The organism is Ruminococcus sp. RTP21484sp1_RTP21277st1_D2_RTP21277_210401, assembly GCF_040924225.1.
Taxonomy (GTDB): domain Bacteria; phylum Bacillota; class Clostridia; order Lachnospirales; family Lachnospiraceae; genus Blautia_A; species Blautia_A faecis.
The window spans coordinates 74,053-92,265 of the sequence record NZ_JBCOMJ010000005.1 but is presented as its reverse complement, the minus strand read 5'-3'; the positions used below and the strand labels follow the sequence as shown (position 1 = coordinate 92,265).

Below are 18,213 nucleotides of genomic sequence, written 5' to 3'. Positions count from 1 at the left end.
TATGTATGAACACCAAAACTGTTTTTGACCGTTTACAGAGCATTGATGATGAAGTCCAAAAACTTCACAACACTATTTTTGCATTGAAAACAACAGATATTCAAGCGTATGCCGACAAATACGAAGAGCTGAGTATCAGTGCTGCCCTACGTTCTGAAAGGATTGCCTGCCAGCTCAGAAATCTGGTATATACCACAACTGATACTGGAAAGAAAGACTATCTGAAACAGGCTGCGGATGTGCAGAGAATCAAAATCTCTTTTTCAAATAGTGTTCTATCCATTACCATGCCAGGGCTACTGCCCAAACGTAAATTGCGAACCAACACCGCTTTTCTACATGAGCCATTAAACCTTGCCTTGCAGACTTATGTGACAGAACATTCTATTCCGTTATATAAAAGATGTGTGGTCTGTTTCAGTCAAATTTATGACCAGAGCCTTTCTTTACAACGAATACGTGATTACGATAATTTGGAGTTCAAACAGATTTTAGATACTATCGCTTCCTATGTTCTGGTTGATGATACGGGACTCTTTTGCGACTCCTATCACACTACAGAACTGGGGAATTACGATCACACCGTTATCTTTGTAATGAAACCGGAAATCTTTCCTGGCTGGCTGAAAAATAGAAAATCGTCTATCAAAACCATATCGGAAATTTCCTGATATTTTTCTTTCTTTTTCCGATATAGGTAATTTTTCTGCAAAGAAGCCATATTCTCTGCATTTTTTATGCTTAATACCGCCCTTACTTTACCCAAGTATAGGCTGTCATAGGTAAAAATCGAACTGAGGTGATGCTTATTTGATAAAAACCGATTCTATAAAATATCAGCTTTTAGAAATGGTTGGACTATGTGGGGAATTCCCTTCCGGACAGCTTAACAGATTGATTGAGAGTGATTCCTATGCAGAGAAGGTGGTTACAGATTTAAAGCAGAGTAAGCTTATAAGAACACACTATAAAGATGGCCTACGAGGTTATCGCCTTACCAAACGGGCAAAAGAACTGCTGCTTTCGCAAAATCCCTGTCGTTTTCAAAACTATTTAACCGGAAATGCAGAAACCAACCTCATACGTAGCGAATTACCAAGACGGCTGCGACTTCATCAAAAAGCAGAAACCTATTTGACGCTTTCTCATGCCGGAATCCCATTCTTTCCAGATGAAAAGCCGCTGCTTTTTTCTGAATCCGGCGAAGCGGCTACGTTTCCTGTGCGAAGCCTTCCTCTGTTTTACTCTTCCAGGGAAATAAAAAATCTTGGAGCAGCCACTACAAAAATCAAAAATTCCCGTTGTATAGGAATCCTGATGGCTCCTCACTGTGTCTATGCTGTTTATAATACCGGAAATACACTTCTAAAATGGGAATACAAAACGGAAGTCCGACTCAATGCTTTTTTGCAGCACTATCTTCAAGGACTTCCTTACCATGGCCCACCTACCGTTTATGCCATCATGACTGGCAGTGATATGGATATGGCTTTCCGACTCCTTACCAGTACCGGGGGATACAAAAAAACACTGTTCATGCTGGATACTGCGTATGAACACTTCTATTTCCTCCCCAATAACAGCTACGGAGAATACCTGCTCCGTTTATTGGTACAACCCCAGCGTATGATGCAGCTCAATCAACTACTACTGTCCGACTGTTTTCCCCAGCGTGAGGATCTGCCAATTGAACATGATGGAATAGACAGCCAGGAAAAGCCTATTTTGCTTGCGTATGATTTTGACATGCAGCGTATCAACCGCTTCAATACTGGATTAAATATATATGGGCTATCCGGGAACCTGATTTGCTTTGACTTTCAGCTTCCCTGCCTGAAAAAATACCTGACTGCAGATATACACTTCTCCAGCATTGATTTTCAAAAGTTTAAAAGGAGGTTTTTCAATGAACCGTAAATGGTGGAAGTTCCTGTTTTTGCTTCCCATAAGCGTCTGCACTCTGTATGCCGGAGGATACGCAGCACAATTTATTAAAAACTATCAGGAATGGACTTCTGCCGGAAACTTTGCCGGCAACGGAACCTATCCGCAAGCAGCTTCTTTACACCCATTGGTCTGCTTTCATACTGCCCTTATCGATTTCCCATACAATTTGTATGGGATTTTTCTTTGCCTGGTTCTCTTGGGGCTTCTTACTTTTTTACTTATGCGTATGGGATATGACAGAAACGGGGAGATTAGTGACCATGACCGGAACTTAAATTACTCTACAAAAGGAACCTACGGTACATCCGGATTCATGACTCCAGATGAAATGATGAAAGTTTTGGAACTGACCGGAGATGTAAAGAAAAATAAAGGAACCATTTTAGGCAAATTAAATGGCAAAGCTGTATGTCTTCCATATAAGACACGAATGAATAAAAATATTGCCGTTTATGGTGCCAGTGGTTCCATGAAATCCAGGGCATTTGCCAGGAATATGATTTTCCAGTGTGTCGCCAGAGGACAGGAAGGCAACAACGCTTCCGGGGAAAGTTTAATCATTACCGATCCCAAAAGCGAACTCTATGAAAGCATGTCTGCTTATCTGGAAAACGAGGGCTATGTAGTAAAAGCATTTAATCTGGTCAATCCGGAAAACTCCGATAGTTGGAATTGTCTGGGTGAAATCAATGGACAGGAAACGATGGCTCAAGTATTTGCAGATGTCATTATCCAGAATACAGGTTCCGGAAAAGGAGATCATTTCTGGGATAATGCGGAGATGAACCTGCTAAAAGCCCTGGTTCTCTATGTGGATCAGGGCTTTCCGCCGGAAGCCAGAAATATTGGACAGGTTTATAAGCTGCTGACTATGAGTTCCGAAAAGGAGCTGAACAGTCTTTTTGATCTGCTCCCAGTGTCCCATCCAGCAAAAGTTCCTTACTGCATCTACAAACAAGCCAGTGATACCGTGCGAAGCGGAGTTATTATCGGATTGGGTGCCAGACTTCAGGTATTTCAGAATAAACTCATTCGGCAGATTACCTCTTATGATGAGATTGATCTGACACTTCCAGGGAAACAGAAATGTGCTTACTTTTGCATTACCTCAGACCAGGACAGCACCTTCGATTTTTTATCTTCCCTGTTTATGACCTTCATCTTCATCAAACTGGTCCGTTATGCAGATAAATATGGAGAAGAAGGAAAACTTCCTGTTGCTGTACATATACTGGCTGATGAGCTTGCTAACACCGGAGCTATCCTGGAATTGAATAAGAAGATCAGTGTAATCCGAAGCCGGAATCTCAGCATTTCCTGCATCTTTCAGAATTTACCCCAGATGCAGAACCGCTATCCTTATAACCAATGGCAGGAAATTATCGGCAACTGTGACACCCAGCTCTTTTTGGGCTGCACAGATGAAGTTACTGCTACCTTTATCAGTAACCGCAGCGGCGATGTAACCGTAGGGGTAAGCAGCGAAGCTAAGCAGCTCAATAGCTGGCGGGTATCTGACTATACACCGGAATACCGGCAGACAAAATCTATCGGCAAACGGAAACTCTTAACCCCAGATGAAATCTTGCGGCTCCCGCTTGATACTGCTTTGGTTATCCTACGTGGACAAAAAGTCCTAAAAGTAGAAAAGTACGATTATACCCTGCATCCAGATGCCCAAAAGCTGACACCAAGAAAAGCATCGGAACACATACCTGAATGGCGCAAAAATGGTTCCTCGGAAGAAACAGATTATCGACCACAGTCCTCATCCGGATCATCCAAAAGGAAACGCCGTCCATCTTCTGCATCAATAGCAAAACAGAAACCACATTTTACATCCGAACCCGTTTATCAGGAACCTACTCCCGATGATTTTATGGAGGATTTCCTTCAGGAAAATTTTATAGAAGATTCCCCCGACTCTGGCATGGTTCCTTTAGATAAAGATTCCATCATGTCATAACACATTTTGAAAGGAGATAACATTTATGGCAAACGAAACAATGAACCTGAACACCCCTATTTTAACCCTTGACTCCGATACTGTATTAGAAACTGCTCAATCAAAAGCGGATTTAATCTGGCATGACATCCAAAATGCCTATCGTACCCGGAAAATTCTCACTGGCATTCTAGGAGGTATTGAAAAGACCGAAGCTGGCAGCTTAATAGCAATTATTTACTATAAGGATTATCGGGCAATCATCCCTATCTCGGAAATGATGATCAATCTAATCCAGGATGAAACTCATGATTACGGAGATCTCTCTCTTAGACAGAACAAAGTCCTTAATAATATGCTTGGTTGTGAAATCGACTTTGTAATCAAAGGACTGGATACCAAATCCAGAAGCATCGTTGCCAGCCGGAAAGATGCTATGCTGAAGAAACGTCAGATTTTCTATTTTGATCAGGACTCTTCCGGGCAGACAAAAATTTATGAAGACCGTATTGTGCAGGCCAGAGTCATTGCCGTTGCTGAAAAAGTAGTCCGGGCAGAAATCTTTGGTGTAGAAACTTCCATCCTTGCAAGAGATCTGTCTTTTGACTGGCTGGGTGATGCCAGGGAACGATTCCAGGTAGGGGAACATATTCTGGTCCGGATCTTAACTATCCAGGGAGATTCCCCGGAAACGCTCTCCATCCATGCAGATGTAAAAAGCGTGGAAGGAAACACCAGCAAAGAAAATCTGAAAAATTGTCGGGTACAGGGAAAATATGCCGGAACGGTGGAAGATATCCACAAAGGAACAGTTTTCGTCCGGTTAGAACTGGGTGTCAACGCCATTGCTCACAGTTGCTACGACAGCCGCACCGTTGGAAAGAAAGATAAGGTGTCCTTTGTTGTGACACATATTGACGAAGATCGGAATGTTGCAGTGGGGATCATTACAAGGATTATTAAACAGAATATTTAAAGAGATTTCTTCATTTCCAAAGGTGAGTAGTGTTGAACTGCTCACCTTAAGTATATATATCAATTTTGGATAATTATATATTATACAAACTCATATTTTCAATCTATTTTTATTCTTTCAACCAATGACACTTTCCTTTGAAGTTTCAAAATAGCATTAACCATACATATAGTTACACATAATACTAGTAATATATATATTATAATATGTGGACATGGTAATTGATAAACAAAATATGAAAGTCCATTCTTACTTAATGCCTCCACAAGAACATATCCCAATCCATTTCCTAATATTAATGTTACTGCGATACTAAGTATTATCAAAAGAATATTTTCATACATAATCATTTTTTTTAACTGTTTCTTAGTCATTCCGATAGCTTCTAACATGGCAAACTCTCTGCGTCTGGTAGCAATAGAAGACATAGATATACAAATTAAATTTAACCAACTAAATATAATTATGAAAAATGACACCCCTAAAATTTGCATACGTGTTTTCTCTATAATATCTGCATTTTCCTTTAGTGTTTCTTTAAGTGTTTGCATTACCAAATCTGGATGATTCAATAAAATCTTTTCTAATTTTTGAGTAACAGCATCACCATTCATTTTATAATCAGAAACACTGAGAATTATTGAAGCTGTAATATCCATATCTCCCCAAAATTTTTTTATTGTTTCTGGTGTTAAATAAAATCCTTCATTAAAACTTTTTTCAGATGTTCCAGCAATTATTATATTATCCGAATGTTCCTGTCCATCAAACCATCTAAAAGTTAAATTTTCTCCTTTAATAGGACAATTATGATACACATCCTTTTGGACATCGGTTCCTAATATTATCATACCATTTTTTTCTACCAACTCTTCATATGTCCATTGATCGTCAAGACTATCCAACACTTCCGCTTTATTTTCTTCTGTTATGGGAATTATTGGTATTTCCATATCTTCTCCTGCATATTCTATTATACCCGCCGTTCTTTTTTCAATTAATATATTTTTTACATTAGGTATATCAGCTATATTTTTAATCAGCTCATCAGAAAAAGGAGTTTTTATCTGATATTCTGAAATTCCATACGGCTTTCCATTAATTAAAGTATTATGATTAATCCCTATATAAAATTCTCCTTGTTCTAAATTTCCTTGACGTGCAAATTCTTCTTCACTCCATGAATTAAGAAATGTCACTCCGACAACAAAAAGCACTCCACTAATAACTAGCGAAACTAATATCAAAAATTTCTTTTTACGTTCTCTATATATATTTTTTTTGGCAAGTGTAAATGCTGTAAGATGACTATATGATTTTGAACTAAAGCTCTTACCATCTTGAAAAGACAAAAATTTCACATTTTCTATCGGTGTTATACTACTAGCAATTCTTGAAGGAGTTAATATAGATATTCGAACAACTAAATACCCTATTATCATTATAATTGTGCATACGATACTTATATTTACAATATTCACGCCGTTAGGTTCTATAAATATGGCAAAACAAAGTCCAACTACTACACCAATAGAAATTCCTAATAGACTACATATATCCCCTTCCATACGTATAAGCGATTTCACCTGTTTCTTAGTCATTCCAATCAGTCTCAAATTTCCTATTTGAACAACTCTATTTGAAACCGATAAATAAAAAATACTATAAATAACAATTATACTAACACCAAATATAAAAAAACTATATATAAATGTCATCCCAAAACTAGACTCGTCTCCCAAAGAACCCAAAAATTTACTATTAAAATAAATCTCTTTTCTATCAATATCATACTTATCCGCCATATCATATATAGTATTTTCAAATTCAACTATATTCATTATTTCCGCATTATTAATTCTAATGAGTGCCATGTATGGAATTTCTGTAAATAGTTTTCCTTCCTCTGCATATCTTTGCGAAACATAAAAAAAGCTTCCTGTGCTACTTACATTTTCACAAATTCCAGTAATTATAAATTTTTCAAAAATACCATCATTATTTGAAACTTCTAATTCATCGCCAATCTCTTTATTCAGAAGTTGTAGGAGATTTTCATTTATTACTACTTCATTTTTATCTATTGGTGCATTACCTTTTAAAATTCTATACGTGTGTATTACCTCTGTATTATTGGGCATATAAACAGCCTGAATCTTTTTATTATCTATTAAAATTTCAAAACCACTTTTGTAAGGGACTAATTCCTCAATCAATTTATTTTTTTGTAATTCTTCTATTTTTGAGGTAGTTAAATTTGCAATAGATACTTGCTGCATTTGCGACAAAACTTTTTGTTCTGCAGTCCTATTTCCAATTTGAATCAAAAAAAGTCCTGTAATCAAACTAATTGCTATAATAATAGTTAGTACTATGGCACCAAAAGTTAATTTATTATCAAAGGTATTTTTCCTCGCAATTATTCTAAGCATTGATTTCTCTATCTTCTTATTTTTCACATTCAAATGACTTACCTCCTCTATGCTAATACAAAACCATTTAAATAATCGAGAAAATATGAATACTAAATCCATACCTTCTCGATTTTCTAGTATTTTATCACTTGATTATAATATGTGCATCATTTCTTACTTATCATGAGAAATCCATGCATTTTGTGTAATGCAATCATGATGGCAATGAATTTTCAACTGTGTGTCACATGAACAAAAAATGTTCACCTCTTCTTCTGTTAATTCTGGTAATTCCTTTGATTCTTCAATAATTTCTTTTTTCATAGTTTCGATTTCCTTTCTAAAATATTGTTGTCCAAAACGCTGAACCATCGTGGCAATCTACTGCACATGCTGTTTTTGCATGTGTATCGCACAGACCATAGACATTAATTTCATCTTCTGTAAATTCCCTTGTTTCTGTGCTTTCCTCAGATAATTTTTCAATCTCTTTATTCATGCCTTATTCCTCCTTTCTTAATTTACTCTATGTAATAAGCCTTTTATTTAGCCTATTAACCTATTTTTAAGAAGATATCCTTAAAATATCAAATTGTTTTTCAGAAAAATTCTTTCGCAATATTTCATATAACATTTTTGTTATTTCACACTCAATTAACGGAACTTTATAAAAATCTCTATGCAAATCATAATTTACCATAATACATTTACAGGCCGTACACTGCTTATATTCCCTGCATTCTAAGCAATCTTGATTTTCACTATCTTTTATTTCTAATAGTTTCCTGGCTTTTTTGATATCGATTCCTTGTTGAAAATCCCCTATCTTTACATTTTCATCTACTTCTGTACAAGGAAAAAATTCCCCATATTCATTTACAAAAAGAGAATTTATACCTGCTCTACAACGGTAAAAACAACTACTATTTGCATAAGCTCTAATACGAGCTTCTATAAAATTCCAGTAAAATTTACTTCCACTACCTTTAATATCCTTATACCAATAAAATGCTTCTTTTATTTGATTCTTTAATTGTTCAATCGACTTTTCACTCCAATCTTCATATACATTTATTGAAGTTTCAAGTACACTGAATCCCATATTTTTAATAAATCTTACTGAATCGAATAATTGGTTACATGTGTTTGGACATACTACTTGTGCTATACTGACAGATACACCAGTTTCGTATTCATACTTTTTCAACTTATTTATATTTTTATAAACTGCTTCATAGCTCCCTTTACCATTTTCATAACACCTATTTCGATTATGTACTTCTTCCATCCCATCCAAGCTTATTTTTAATGCGAATTTATTTGCGATAAAATAATCCAATATATCTTCATTAAATAATATACCATTGCTTGTAATGCTAAATTTAACTTTAACTCCACACTTTTCAGCCTTCTCTTTTGCATATTCACAATATTTTTTTATACTGTCATATTTTAGCAATGGTTCACCTCCAATAAAATATATCAATAATGTTTTATCATTGGTTTTTTTAGCTTGCCTTAGTGATATATCTATAGACTTGTATCCTACATCCAATTGCATCATATCTTCATTTTTTTGCACATAACAATATCTACACTTCAAATTGCATCTTTTTGTAATCTCTAACGTTAATGTATACATTTCACATTACTCCTAGTATTCTCCATACCTATAATAAATTCTTTATTTTTAAACCTAGTTCACCAAGTTTCTCATCCCTTTCAATAAGTTCTACTTGTTTTCCTAAAATCTTTTGTCTAATAAGTATATTCTTTTTACCTAGCTCATATAATACATCTTTCAAAATAGGATATATCAGCTTCTCTTGTCTACAAATTATTTCTGCTGGGACATTAATAAATCCACTTTTTATATAATTCATATATCCACATTTCATCGAATGACACATATTTTTTACCGTACATTCCAAGCAATCTCTAAATTCTTTCCGAAATAATTCTCTAGGAAGATTTTGTGCCAATTCTATATCAATCCCGTTTTTGATATTTCCAATTTTAAATGCTTCATCGTTGGTCACATAAGCACATGGATATATATTTCCATCCGGCATTATACAAAATGATGTCAAACCAGCTCCACACATAGTAAACCCCTTATCTGATTCTGTTAATAGGCCAAACATCTTCCCATTAATCAAATCAATTGAAAGATTAGGATTATCATCAACCGTATTCAAATAATAACTCGCAATCTTTTTCATTTGTTTTCTAAATATATCCTCTTCAGTTTTTCCGAATTGCATATTAATATCTAAAACTATACTCAACTTGTCAAATCCAAGTGTCTGAAAATATATCACATTATCGTATATTTGATCTAATGTATTGTTTGCCACAGTCATTCGTATTGTATACTTCAAACCACTTTTTTTTATAAATTTTAAGTTTTGCATAATAGTAGCATAAGCACTATTACCGTCTTTTTGTAATCTATTTTTTTTATGTGTTTCCTTATTTCCATCAATACTTATCCGCACAAAAAAGTCATTTTCTTTCATCCAAGAAATCATTTCTTCGTTAAGTAATGATCCATTAGTGGTTATATAATATAGGACCTTCTTTTTACACTTTTCTTTGATATAATTTACTGCTTGGTAAATCAATTCCTTCTTTAATAAAGGTTCTCCTCCCATAAAATTCACTGCAAAAGCATCACTATCTTTATTTGATTCAAGATCAATAATAAAATCAAGAATATCTTTTAACATTTCTTTATCAAGAATAAGACATTTTGTATATTCTTCATAACAATAGGTACATTGAAAATTACATTCTGTTGTTAAATAAATAGTATACACCTTTCCCACTCACCCCTAACTAGCATTGCCTTCTTTTAATTTTATAATTTCACATTTTCCTATAACTTTCCATATATATTGTTTCAATTGCACTTTTTTTCGTCTAATTGGAATTTCACTGTCTTAACTCTTTCATACAGATGTCCCAACTTGGCACACTTCTGCGATTTACAGGAAAATCTACCCATGTTAAAATGATACTGTCAAAATTATATGTAGCGAAACGCAGCTTTCCAGGGAATGCCTCTTCTCTGGTGCAAGCTGCGTTTTTTAGTGCATGGAAAGGAGTATCACAACTAAATATGGAATAAGCGTTCCTCCGTATTGACCGGACTGAAGCTTTTATGAGGCAGGAAAACTATAAGCCAGGGCAAAGTGAAAGATCTCACTTTGCCCTCTTTTTATGAAGGAGGTTCATTTACTTGAAAAACCATGTACACAAAGAAGCCCCACCGGGCATGAAACATCATCGGAACTATGGAAAATATCTCTATACTGCCTTCCTTGTCTTCACTCTGATTGCCTGTAATGTACAACCAGTTATGGCTGCTACCATCTGGGACAAAGCTTCAGAAATCATGAAAGACGTATATAACCAGATTATCCTGATTTCCACCATTGCGGCTGTTGTAACTGCATCGGTTGCTTTGCTTTTGATGAATTTTTCCAAATCCGGAAAAACCGTGGATGAATCCAGGGCATGGCTCAAACGAATCATCATTACATGGGCTATTCTCAATGGTCTTGGATTTATCATGGCTTACATCACTCCGTTCTTTGCCGGCGGGCAGTGGAATGGATAATGCAGATAAGGAGGTGGCTCTGTCATGGGAATACTTGACGGAATTGTAGAATGGATTGCCGAACAGGTCATGAACATTCTGGATTTGATTACTACTTCTGTTCTGGGTGCACTGGGATGTTCCATGGATACTTTTCTCCGGTATTTTCCAGCAGCGGAAACAATGTACCAGATTTTTCTGGCACTTGCTATCGGACTCATCCTATTAAACTGGGTTTGGCAGCTTTTTAAGAATTATTTTATGGGAACAGGGATTGACGCTGAAGATCCAATCAAATTATCACTGCGGACATTTATGTTCCTTTTCCTGACATTCTATGCCAAGGACATCGTGGATCTTCTATTGAATATTGCAGGAACACCGTATAGCTGGATTCTGACTGAAGATCTTCCACCACTGGAATTTGCCAAATTCAACTCTGTGATCACAGTAATCCTGGGGGTATGTGCCAACGGTGCTGTTGCCATTGTTGCCCTCATACTGGTACTGATCCTTGCCTGGAATTACATCAAGCTGCTTTTTGAAGCTGCGGAACGTTACATACTGCTTGGAGTTCTGGTCTACACCGCACCTGTTGCGTTTTCCACGGGTGCTTCCCAGGCTACCGGAAATGTTTTTAAGAGCTGGTGCCGTATGCTCGGCGGACAGTTCTTTTTGCTTTTAATGAACGCCTGGTGTTTGCGACTGTTTACTTCCATGGTCGGAACATTCCTTGCAAACCCTTTATCACTCTAGGAAGGAGGAGATTATGAAACATAAGAAAACACTGCTCTGCAGCCTGCTATTGATTTCTTGTCTGATTCTTGTAACTTCCATGCCGGTCTTTGCCGCTGAACTTACAGAAGCAGAGGTACAGCAAGCTGTAGATGCACAGGGAAAAGAAACGGTCACCGGTAATGTCTTTATCTGGTTTCTGTGTGCCATTGCTTTTTTGAAGGTTTCTCAAAAGATTGACAGCTTTATGGCAAGTCTGGGAGTCAATGTTGGAAATACTGGTGGAAATATGATGGCTGAACTTTTAATCGCCGGAAGAGGTCTTGCAAGTTCCTTTCGAGGGCATGGAGGTGGAAGCCATAGTAGTTCCCATTCTTCCTCTCCCGGAAGCGCTGCAGTACAAAGTTCTTTCCTTTCCGGAGGATTAGCCGGAGCCGTTGGAAGGCAGACAGAGCGTTCTGCGGTAAATGCAGCCACCGGATATACCGAAGGACCAAGTATCGGAAATGCACTCTATCAGTCTTCCCTTGAAAAGGGCGGAGATTTTGCCAATAACGTTATCAGCAATATTGCTCAAGGAAACTATGGTCAAGTTGGCTCGATCAAAGGTGATGGAGCTGTTTCTGCATTTCAATCTTACATGGGAATTCAAAATGAAGATAAAACAGATCATTCCTATACCAATGTTGAAATCGGCGGCGGCAGGATAACAGGAGTTGAGTCCGGTTCCAATGGAGACAGCCGGGAATTTGCTATGTACCATGCCGATCAATATACGGCTCCTACCCAGGGAACCTATGAAACTGTTCAATCTGTAGACGGAGCTACCTGGTACAAACAGTATGCTGAAAATACGGTATCCAAAATTCCTTATGATGCTGGCGATGGAAAGATAGCCTACAACGAATCCATTGTCCAAAAGCTTCCTCCTACTCCTCCAAGAAAGGATCGGATTTAGTGATGGATACAGAACGCTCTGGACTTGACGAAGCAATGGATGTAGGCTCCAGTACCATTTCTCACCTAAAGTCCTTAAAAACAGCAGCCACTTTCTCCAAAGCAGGATATGGTGCAGCCCTTGGCGGGCCTTTTTCAGCAGCGATTGGAGCAGTCATCGCCAACCGGAATCAGTTCGCTAAAATTCTCCTTGTTATTCTCGCCATACTGCTGCTTCCGGTTTTATTTATTGTGATGCTCCCTGGTCTGATCTTTGGAAGTCTGACCGAACAAAGCGATGTGCTAAACAGCAACTCTATGATCAGTGAAAACATCCGTGCTTCCCGTGATGCCATCGTTGAAGTGTTAGAAGAAAGCCATGAAGACATTCTGGCAGAAATCCATGCAGCAATTTCCCGTCTTCCACAAGGTGATACTGCATCCATCAATGATCCCTATACATACAGCATCGCCGTCAATGCCAATCTGCTGATTTCACAATTTTGTGCCAGCCAGGATGACTATAAAAACATCAACCTAAACCAATTAAAGAAACTCATCCGTGAAAACAAAGAAGGACTTTTTTCTTATGATGTAGCAACCGAAACAGTTACCATGGAAGTTACCGTTGATGGCGGTGCAGAAGGAGAAGCCGGCACAGAACAGGGACAGGCACAAACACAGACGGTTACTTTTACCAAACACACCTATACCGTTGTTTATGCTGGGGATTCCTATTTTGCAGACCATGTATTCCATCTTACAGACAAGCAGAAAGAACTTGCCAAAAACTATGCCGAAAACCTGACTGCTTTCTTTGGTACTGCTTCTTCCGGCATAGTAGCTGCTATCAATCTTAGCGATGAGGTATTGTCCTACCGCCCTGCTGTAGAAAGAGCCGCTGCGAAATATGGTATGAGTGATTATGTGGATTTAATTCTGGCAGTCATGATGCAGGAATCTGGCGGACGAGGGCTGGATGTTATGCAAGCAGCGGAAGGTGGATTTAATACCCGCTATCCCCATGTGCCAAATGGGATTACAGATCCAGAATACTCCATTGAATGCGGAGTACAGGAATTAAAATATGCCCTCGACAAAGCCGGCTGTACCGGACCTACGGACTTAGACCGGATTAAACTGGCTCTTCAGGGTTACAACTACGGTTCTGCATACATTGACTGGGCAATGGAGCGTGACGGTGGTTATACCAAAGAAAATGCGATTGCCTACTCTGATATGATGTGTGCAAGACCAAGCTGGCCTTATGACCGGTATGGTGATAAAGAATATGTGGATCATGTCCTTCGGTATTACCAAATTACTGCCAGTGGCGGCAGCTATCCCGCAAACGGCATGCAGATTCCACACTATCTCCAGACAGACTATGGAAATATCCCCTATGGCGGTGGTTCGATTGCATCCAGCGGTTGTGGACCTACCAGTTTTGCCATGATCGCCAGTTATCTTACAGGCACTACCATTACACCTATTGATGCAATATCCTGGTGCGGAAATTCCTATTACAAACCAGGAGTCGGCACTTACTGGTCTTATTTCCAGGCAGCGTCCGATCATTTTGGGTGTGGGGCTGTCACACAGACCAGTGATCCCAACCAGGTACTTCAGGCTTTATCTGAAGGTCATCCGGTCATCAGTTCCCAAAGAGCTGGGCTTTTTACCAGTGGCGGACATTTTATTGTCCTTCGTGGTGTAACGGCTGGAGGTAAAGTATTAGTCAATGATCCCAATGACAGTTCCTCCAAAAACTACATCAACCGTGAATTCGATATGATGACGGAAGTGCATGCAACCGCAAATGCCTATTGGATCTTCGCTAAAAAATAAAGGAGACACTTATGAACAGAAAAAAAGCAATTCTGGCTATCTTTATGATGGCCTTTTTAATTATCATCGGATTTGTCTTTCCCTCCATCTGGAAATCCCAAAAAGGAAGCAAAAAATCCGAGACAGAAAATACTCAACACGATAATAATGAAAATACCGAGACAGAACAAGCAGAAAATAACGAATCCATAAGCTTTCAGGATTTTGAAGCTTTGGAAGACTTTTTCTCCAAGGAACAGGTGAAACTTTTTCAGGAAGAACTGACCTCCTATCTTAAAAACGTAAAACAGATGTCTCTAACTTCCATCCGTTTCCTTGCTGATGATACTACCTATCCCAATGCTTCTGATATTAATTTTTTATTCCAGCTTCCGGATAAGTCCGTTCTTCCTGTGTACTACACTTCCTCTACTGGAAGATTCTTTTTCGGTGAGGAACGTACCCCTGATTCTGGAAAAGAAATCATCTATGAACGTCCGACAGATGACAAACTTCCTTCCATCACAACAGAGGAAGTGGAACAGTTGCAAGAAGGTGGGTATGACGATACCTCAGTGAATTTGGAAAAAGCTGCCCCTGTCACAGAAGTTCCGGAAACTCCTTCCATGGAAGAACCAAAGGAGGTGCAGCCATGAACAATACTGAAGAACAACATCCTGTCTTCATCCCTCGCAATTTTATAGAAAAAGGGACCTTTATGGGCGGAATGTTTAAAATCCGTAATGCCATCGAAGGCGGTATCCTGGCAATCCTGATCACCATTCCTGTTGTCAATCTGCCTCTGACACTCACTGTCAGGATTATTATTCTCTGTATGACTGCTCTGCCTGCAGCTATGATTTCTCTAATTGGAATCGGTGGGGAAAGCATTACTGCGTTTTTAATGAACGCTCTGCGTTTTCTGAAAAACCGCCGGGTTATTTACCGTATGGATGTACATCCGGAGCCGAAAAAAAAGTACCGGATAAAAAAGCCCCGCAACAAAGAACCAAAAACCAGAAAACGAAAACGTCATCCAAAGCAACCTGCAGAATCTTCTTCTGAAGAGAACTGCTCACAGATGTCTTCCGAAGAGGAAACAAAAGAAACCTCTGCTATTAAAAAAAAAGAACGCCGGCAGTTTGACACTTCTACAAAACGTGGAATACGCAAACAGGCTCGTGAAGACATCCGGATTCTTAAATATGAGTCCCGACAATTAAAAAAAGAACAAACCGCTGCACGTAAAAGTGCGAAAAGGCAGGCAAAACTTGAAAAACAACAGATAAAGCAGCAACTTTCGGAGGAACGAAAAAAAGAAAGAACTGCGAATAAAGCTTCCAACCAGCCTCCTGCTTCCGGGAAAAGCAAAAAGAAAAAGCGAAAAGAAATCACCTTGGAAGATTATCTTCCTATTGATAAGATTGCCAATGGTGTTATCTACACGACAGACCATCGTTATGTAAAAATCCTGGAGATTGAACCGATCAATTTCCTCTTACGCAGTGCCAGGGAACAACAGGGGATCATCTTCAGTTTCATCTCCTACCTAAAAATCAGTCCTGTGAAACTGCAGATTAAGATGATCTCCAAAAAAGCGGATATCAACAAACATCTGGAACAGTCCCGTTTGGAAATGGAACGGGAATCAGATCCTAACTGCCGGCAGTTACAAAAAGACTATATCCAATTTGTCCGGCAGTTAAGTTCCAGAGAAGCGGTTTCCAGACGTTTTTTCCTAATCTTTGAATACGAACCTTTCAATGTGAATCGGAAGGTGGAGGAAAAGGAAATCCTGGCAGCTTTGGAAACTGCTGCACAGACCGCAAAAACCTTTCTATATCAATGCGGCAACGATGTGCTGGTTCATGACAATGAAGATGAGTTTACAACCGATGTACTCTACACTTTACTGAACCGTACCAAATGTACCGAAACACCTTTGCCAAAACGGATTAACCAGGTACTTACCCGCTATATGGAATCTGGCCGTGAGCAGGAAGTGGATAACATCCATATCAATGAATTCATTGCACCAGAGTCTTTGGACTTTAAGCACAGCAACTATGTGCTGGTAAATGGCATCTACCATTCTTACCTGCTGGTGCCGTGCGATGGTTACAAAGCAAAAGTAATGCCAGGTTGGCTGTCCCTGCTTATCAATGCTGGCGAAGGAATTGACATTGACTTTTTTCTGCATAAACAGCCCAAAGATAAGATCCAGCAACGTCTTGGACAGCAAATCCGGATCAACCGTTCAAAGATCAAAGATGCCTCTGATACCAATGCGGATTTTGATGATCTGGATTCTGCCATCCGTTCCGGCTATTTCCTCAAACAGGGACTTGCTAATAATGAAGATTTCTATTACATGAATCTTTTGATTACAATTACGGCAGGTGATCTGGAAGAACTGCAATGGCGGATTCAGGAGATGAAAAAACTTCTCATCTCACAGGATATGGATCTGCGGTCTTGTTACTTCCTGCAAGAACAGGGATTTTTATCTTCCCTTCCTCTTGTAAACCTGGATAAGAAGCTCTATGAACTCTCAAAACGAAATGTCTTAACCACCGGAGCTGCCAGTTGCTATCCTTTCGTCAGCTACAGCATTTGCGATGACAACGGCATCCTATTTGGAGTAAATAAGCATAACAACTCTTTAGTGATTGCTGATATTTTTGACTCCAAACAATATAAAAACTCCAATATTGCGATTCTTGGCACTTCTGGATCCGGAAAAACCTTTACCATGCAGACTATGGCACTTCGTATGCGGCGTAAAGGAATCCAGGTATTTATCATCGCACCGTTAAAAGGTCATGAGTTTTATCGGGCTGCCAGAAATGTAGGAGGAACCTTTATCCAGATTTCTCCTGCCAGCCAAAACTGCATCAATGTCATGGAGATCCGAAAAGTAGATAACTCTGTCAATGAGCTGCTGGACGGTCCAACTTTAGACGCATCTGCCTTAGCCAGTAAGATTCAGCGTCTGCACGTTTTCTTTTCTCTGCTCATTCCAGATATGAGCCATGAGGAAAAACAGCTTTTGGACGAAGCACTGATTAAAACCTATGCAAGAAAGGGAATCACCCATAAGAATGAATCCCTCATTGATCCCAAACACCCGGAGCATTATAAAGCGATGCCAATTCTTGGAGATGTATATGATGTTTTGATGGAAACCGAAGATACCAAACGGCTGGCTCACATCCTGAACCGTCTTGTCCATGGCTCTGCTTCCTCTTTTAACCAGCAGACCAATGTAGACCTGACCAATAAATATACTGTTTTGGACATCTCAGAGCTGACCGGCTCCAGCGATCTCTTAACGGTGGGGATGTTTGTTGCTCTGGACTATGTATGGGATAAAGCCAAAGAAAACCGTACCGAAGAAAAAGCTATTTTCGTAGATGAAGTATGGCAGCTCATCGGTGCTTCCAGTAACCGCCTGGCCGCTGAATTTGTTTTGGAGATTGCCAAGATTATCCGGGCATACTCTGGTGCCGGTATTTTTGCAACCCAGGATCTTAATGACTTTTTTGCTCTGGATGACGGAAAATATGGAAAAGGCATTATCAATAACTGTAAAACCAAAATTATTCTTAACATGGAAGATGAAGAGGCACAACGTGTAAAAACCATTCTTCGTCTTTCCGAAACCGAAGTTATGAATATCACCCATTTCCAACGTGGAAACGGACTGATTTCAACAAACAACAATAATATCACTGTGGAATTTAAAGCTTCCAACCTGGAAAAAGAATTAATTACCACAGACCGACAGGAACTCCTGGAAATCTTGAAACGCCAGGATAAAAAAGTCGGTTAA

At 38.8% G+C, this 18,213-nt stretch carries 15 protein-coding genes; 10 read left to right on the top strand and 5 right to left on the bottom strand.

The annotated features are described in order from the left end of the window. The first annotated feature begins 5 nt into the window (after positions 1 to 5). The 4 genes from AB5706_RS05485 (at position 6) to AB5706_RS05470 (ending at position 4,868) form a co-directional block, all read left to right on the top strand. The gene (locus tag AB5706_RS05485) at positions 6 to 671 is read left to right on the top strand and encodes a DUF6100 family protein (protein ID WP_270515169.1); all 666 of its coding nucleotides are present in this window, start codon (positions 6 to 8) and stop codon (positions 669 to 671) included. A 139-nt stretch (positions 672 to 810) separates the two neighbouring features. Continuing rightward, positions 811 to 1,917 (top strand): hypothetical protein, encoded by a 1,107-nt coding sequence (locus AB5706_RS05480; RefSeq protein ID WP_243018817.1) that lies wholly within the window; start codon positions 811 to 813, stop codon positions 1,915 to 1,917. After that, positions 1,907 to 3,913: a VirD4-like conjugal transfer protein, CD1115 family gene (locus AB5706_RS05475; RefSeq protein WP_118309309.1), complete on the top strand. Its 2,007-nt coding sequence runs from the start codon at positions 1,907 to 1,909 to the stop codon at positions 3,911 to 3,913. Before AB5706_RS05480 ends, AB5706_RS05475 begins: the two co-directional genes overlap by 11 nt. Before the next feature lie 25 nt (positions 3,914 to 3,938). Continuing rightward, positions 3,939 to 4,868 (top strand): RNA-binding protein, encoded by a 930-nt coding sequence (locus tag AB5706_RS05470; protein WP_118309308.1) that lies wholly within the window; start codon positions 3,939 to 3,941, stop codon positions 4,866 to 4,868. 98 nt (positions 4,869 to 4,966) lie between these two features. Here the strand turns inward: AB5706_RS05470 and AB5706_RS05465 are convergent, their stop codons facing one another. The 5 genes from AB5706_RS05465 to AB5706_RS05445 form a co-directional block, all read right to left on the bottom strand. Next, positions 4,967 to 7,327: an ABC transporter permease gene (locus AB5706_RS05465; protein WP_173721417.1), complete on the bottom strand. Its 2,361-nt coding sequence runs from the start codon at positions 7,325 to 7,327 to the stop codon at positions 4,967 to 4,969. 129 nt (positions 7,328 to 7,456) lie between these two features. Further along, positions 7,457 to 7,606 carry a hypothetical protein gene (locus tag AB5706_RS05460; protein WP_161206391.1) on the bottom strand — a complete coding sequence of 50 codons (150 nt, stop codon included), beginning with the start codon at positions 7,604 to 7,606 and terminating at the stop codon, positions 7,457 to 7,459. Between the two features lie 16 nt (positions 7,607 to 7,622). Beyond that, complete coding sequence (locus AB5706_RS05455) at positions 7,623 to 7,781, bottom strand: hypothetical protein (protein WP_161206392.1); 159 nt, start codon at positions 7,779 to 7,781, stop codon at positions 7,623 to 7,625. A 66-nt stretch (positions 7,782 to 7,847) separates the two neighbouring features. Continuing rightward, entirely contained in the window at positions 7,848 to 8,924 is a 1,077-nt protein-coding gene (locus AB5706_RS05450; RefSeq protein WP_118309306.1) for a radical SAM protein, read from the bottom strand. 28 nt (positions 8,925 to 8,952) lie between these two features. Further along, complete coding sequence (locus AB5706_RS05445) at positions 8,953 to 10,101, bottom strand: radical SAM/SPASM domain-containing protein (RefSeq protein ID WP_161206378.1); 1,149 nt, start codon at positions 10,099 to 10,101, stop codon at positions 8,953 to 8,955. Positions 10,102 to 10,523: 422 nt separating this feature from the next. Here AB5706_RS05445 and AB5706_RS05440 point away from each other — a divergent pair, with 422 nt between their 5' ends. The 6 genes from AB5706_RS05440 to AB5706_RS05415 are packed head-to-tail and all read left to right on the top strand — an operon-like array spanning position 10,524 to position 18,213. Beyond that, entirely contained in the window at positions 10,524 to 10,904 is a 381-nt protein-coding gene (locus AB5706_RS05440; protein WP_005340361.1) for a hypothetical protein, read from the top strand. Between the two features lie 24 nt (positions 10,905 to 10,928). Beyond that, a complete protein-coding gene (locus tag AB5706_RS05435; protein ID WP_004223652.1) occupies positions 10,929 to 11,639 on the top strand; it encodes a conjugal transfer protein TrbL family protein in 711 nt (236 codons plus the stop codon). Positions 11,640 to 11,652: 13 nt separating this feature from the next. Continuing rightward, complete coding sequence (locus AB5706_RS05430; RefSeq protein WP_015526852.1) at positions 11,653 to 12,576, top strand: hypothetical protein; 924 nt, start codon at positions 11,653 to 11,655, stop codon at positions 12,574 to 12,576. Positions 12,577 to 12,578: 2 nt separating this feature from the next. Next, positions 12,579 to 14,402, top strand: coding sequence for a lysozyme family protein (locus AB5706_RS05425; RefSeq protein ID WP_055151491.1), 1,824 nt, complete (start codon positions 12,579 to 12,581; stop codon positions 14,400 to 14,402). An 11-nt stretch (positions 14,403 to 14,413) separates the two neighbouring features. Next, entirely contained in the window at positions 14,414 to 15,037 is a 624-nt protein-coding gene (locus tag AB5706_RS05420; protein WP_055151494.1) for a DUF5038 domain-containing protein, read from the top strand. After that, entirely contained in the window at positions 15,034 to 18,213 is a 3,180-nt protein-coding gene (locus AB5706_RS05415) for a TraG/VirB4 family ATPase (RefSeq protein ID WP_055151497.1), read from the top strand. The genes AB5706_RS05420 and AB5706_RS05415 overlap by 4 nt, the downstream gene beginning before the upstream one ends.

Excerpts from the sequence above, each read along its gene's own strand:
- AB5706_RS05485 (WP_270515169.1), top strand. The coding sequence starts at position 6 with ATGAACACCAAAACTGTTTTTGACCGTTTACAGAGCATTGATGATGAA.
- AB5706_RS05475 (WP_118309309.1), top strand. The coding sequence starts at position 1,907 with ATGAACCGTAAATGGTGGAAGTTCCTGTTTTTGCTTCCCATAAGCGTC.
- AB5706_RS05425 (WP_055151491.1), top strand. The coding sequence starts at position 12,579 with ATGGATACAGAACGCTCTGGACTTGACGAAGCAATGGATGTAGGCTCC.
- AB5706_RS05460 (WP_161206391.1), bottom strand. The coding sequence starts at position 7,606 with ATGAAAAAAGAAATTATTGAAGAATCAAAGGAATTACCAGAATTAACA.
- AB5706_RS05455 (WP_161206392.1), bottom strand. The coding sequence starts at position 7,781 with ATGAATAAAGAGATTGAAAAATTATCTGAGGAAAGCACAGAAACAAGG.
- AB5706_RS05420 (WP_055151494.1), top strand. The coding sequence starts at position 14,414 with ATGAACAGAAAAAAAGCAATTCTGGCTATCTTTATGATGGCCTTTTTA.
- AB5706_RS05430 (WP_015526852.1), top strand. The coding sequence starts at position 11,653 with ATGAAACATAAGAAAACACTGCTCTGCAGCCTGCTATTGATTTCTTGT.
- AB5706_RS05435 (WP_004223652.1), top strand. The coding sequence starts at position 10,929 with ATGGGAATACTTGACGGAATTGTAGAATGGATTGCCGAACAGGTCATG.
- AB5706_RS05470 (WP_118309308.1), top strand. The coding sequence starts at position 3,939 with ATGGCAAACGAAACAATGAACCTGAACACCCCTATTTTAACCCTTGAC.
- AB5706_RS05415 (WP_055151497.1), top strand. The coding sequence starts at position 15,034 with ATGAACAATACTGAAGAACAACATCCTGTCTTCATCCCTCGCAATTTT.
- AB5706_RS05450 (WP_118309306.1), bottom strand. The coding sequence starts at position 8,924 with ATGTATACATTAACGTTAGAGATTACAAAAAGATGCAATTTGAAGTGT.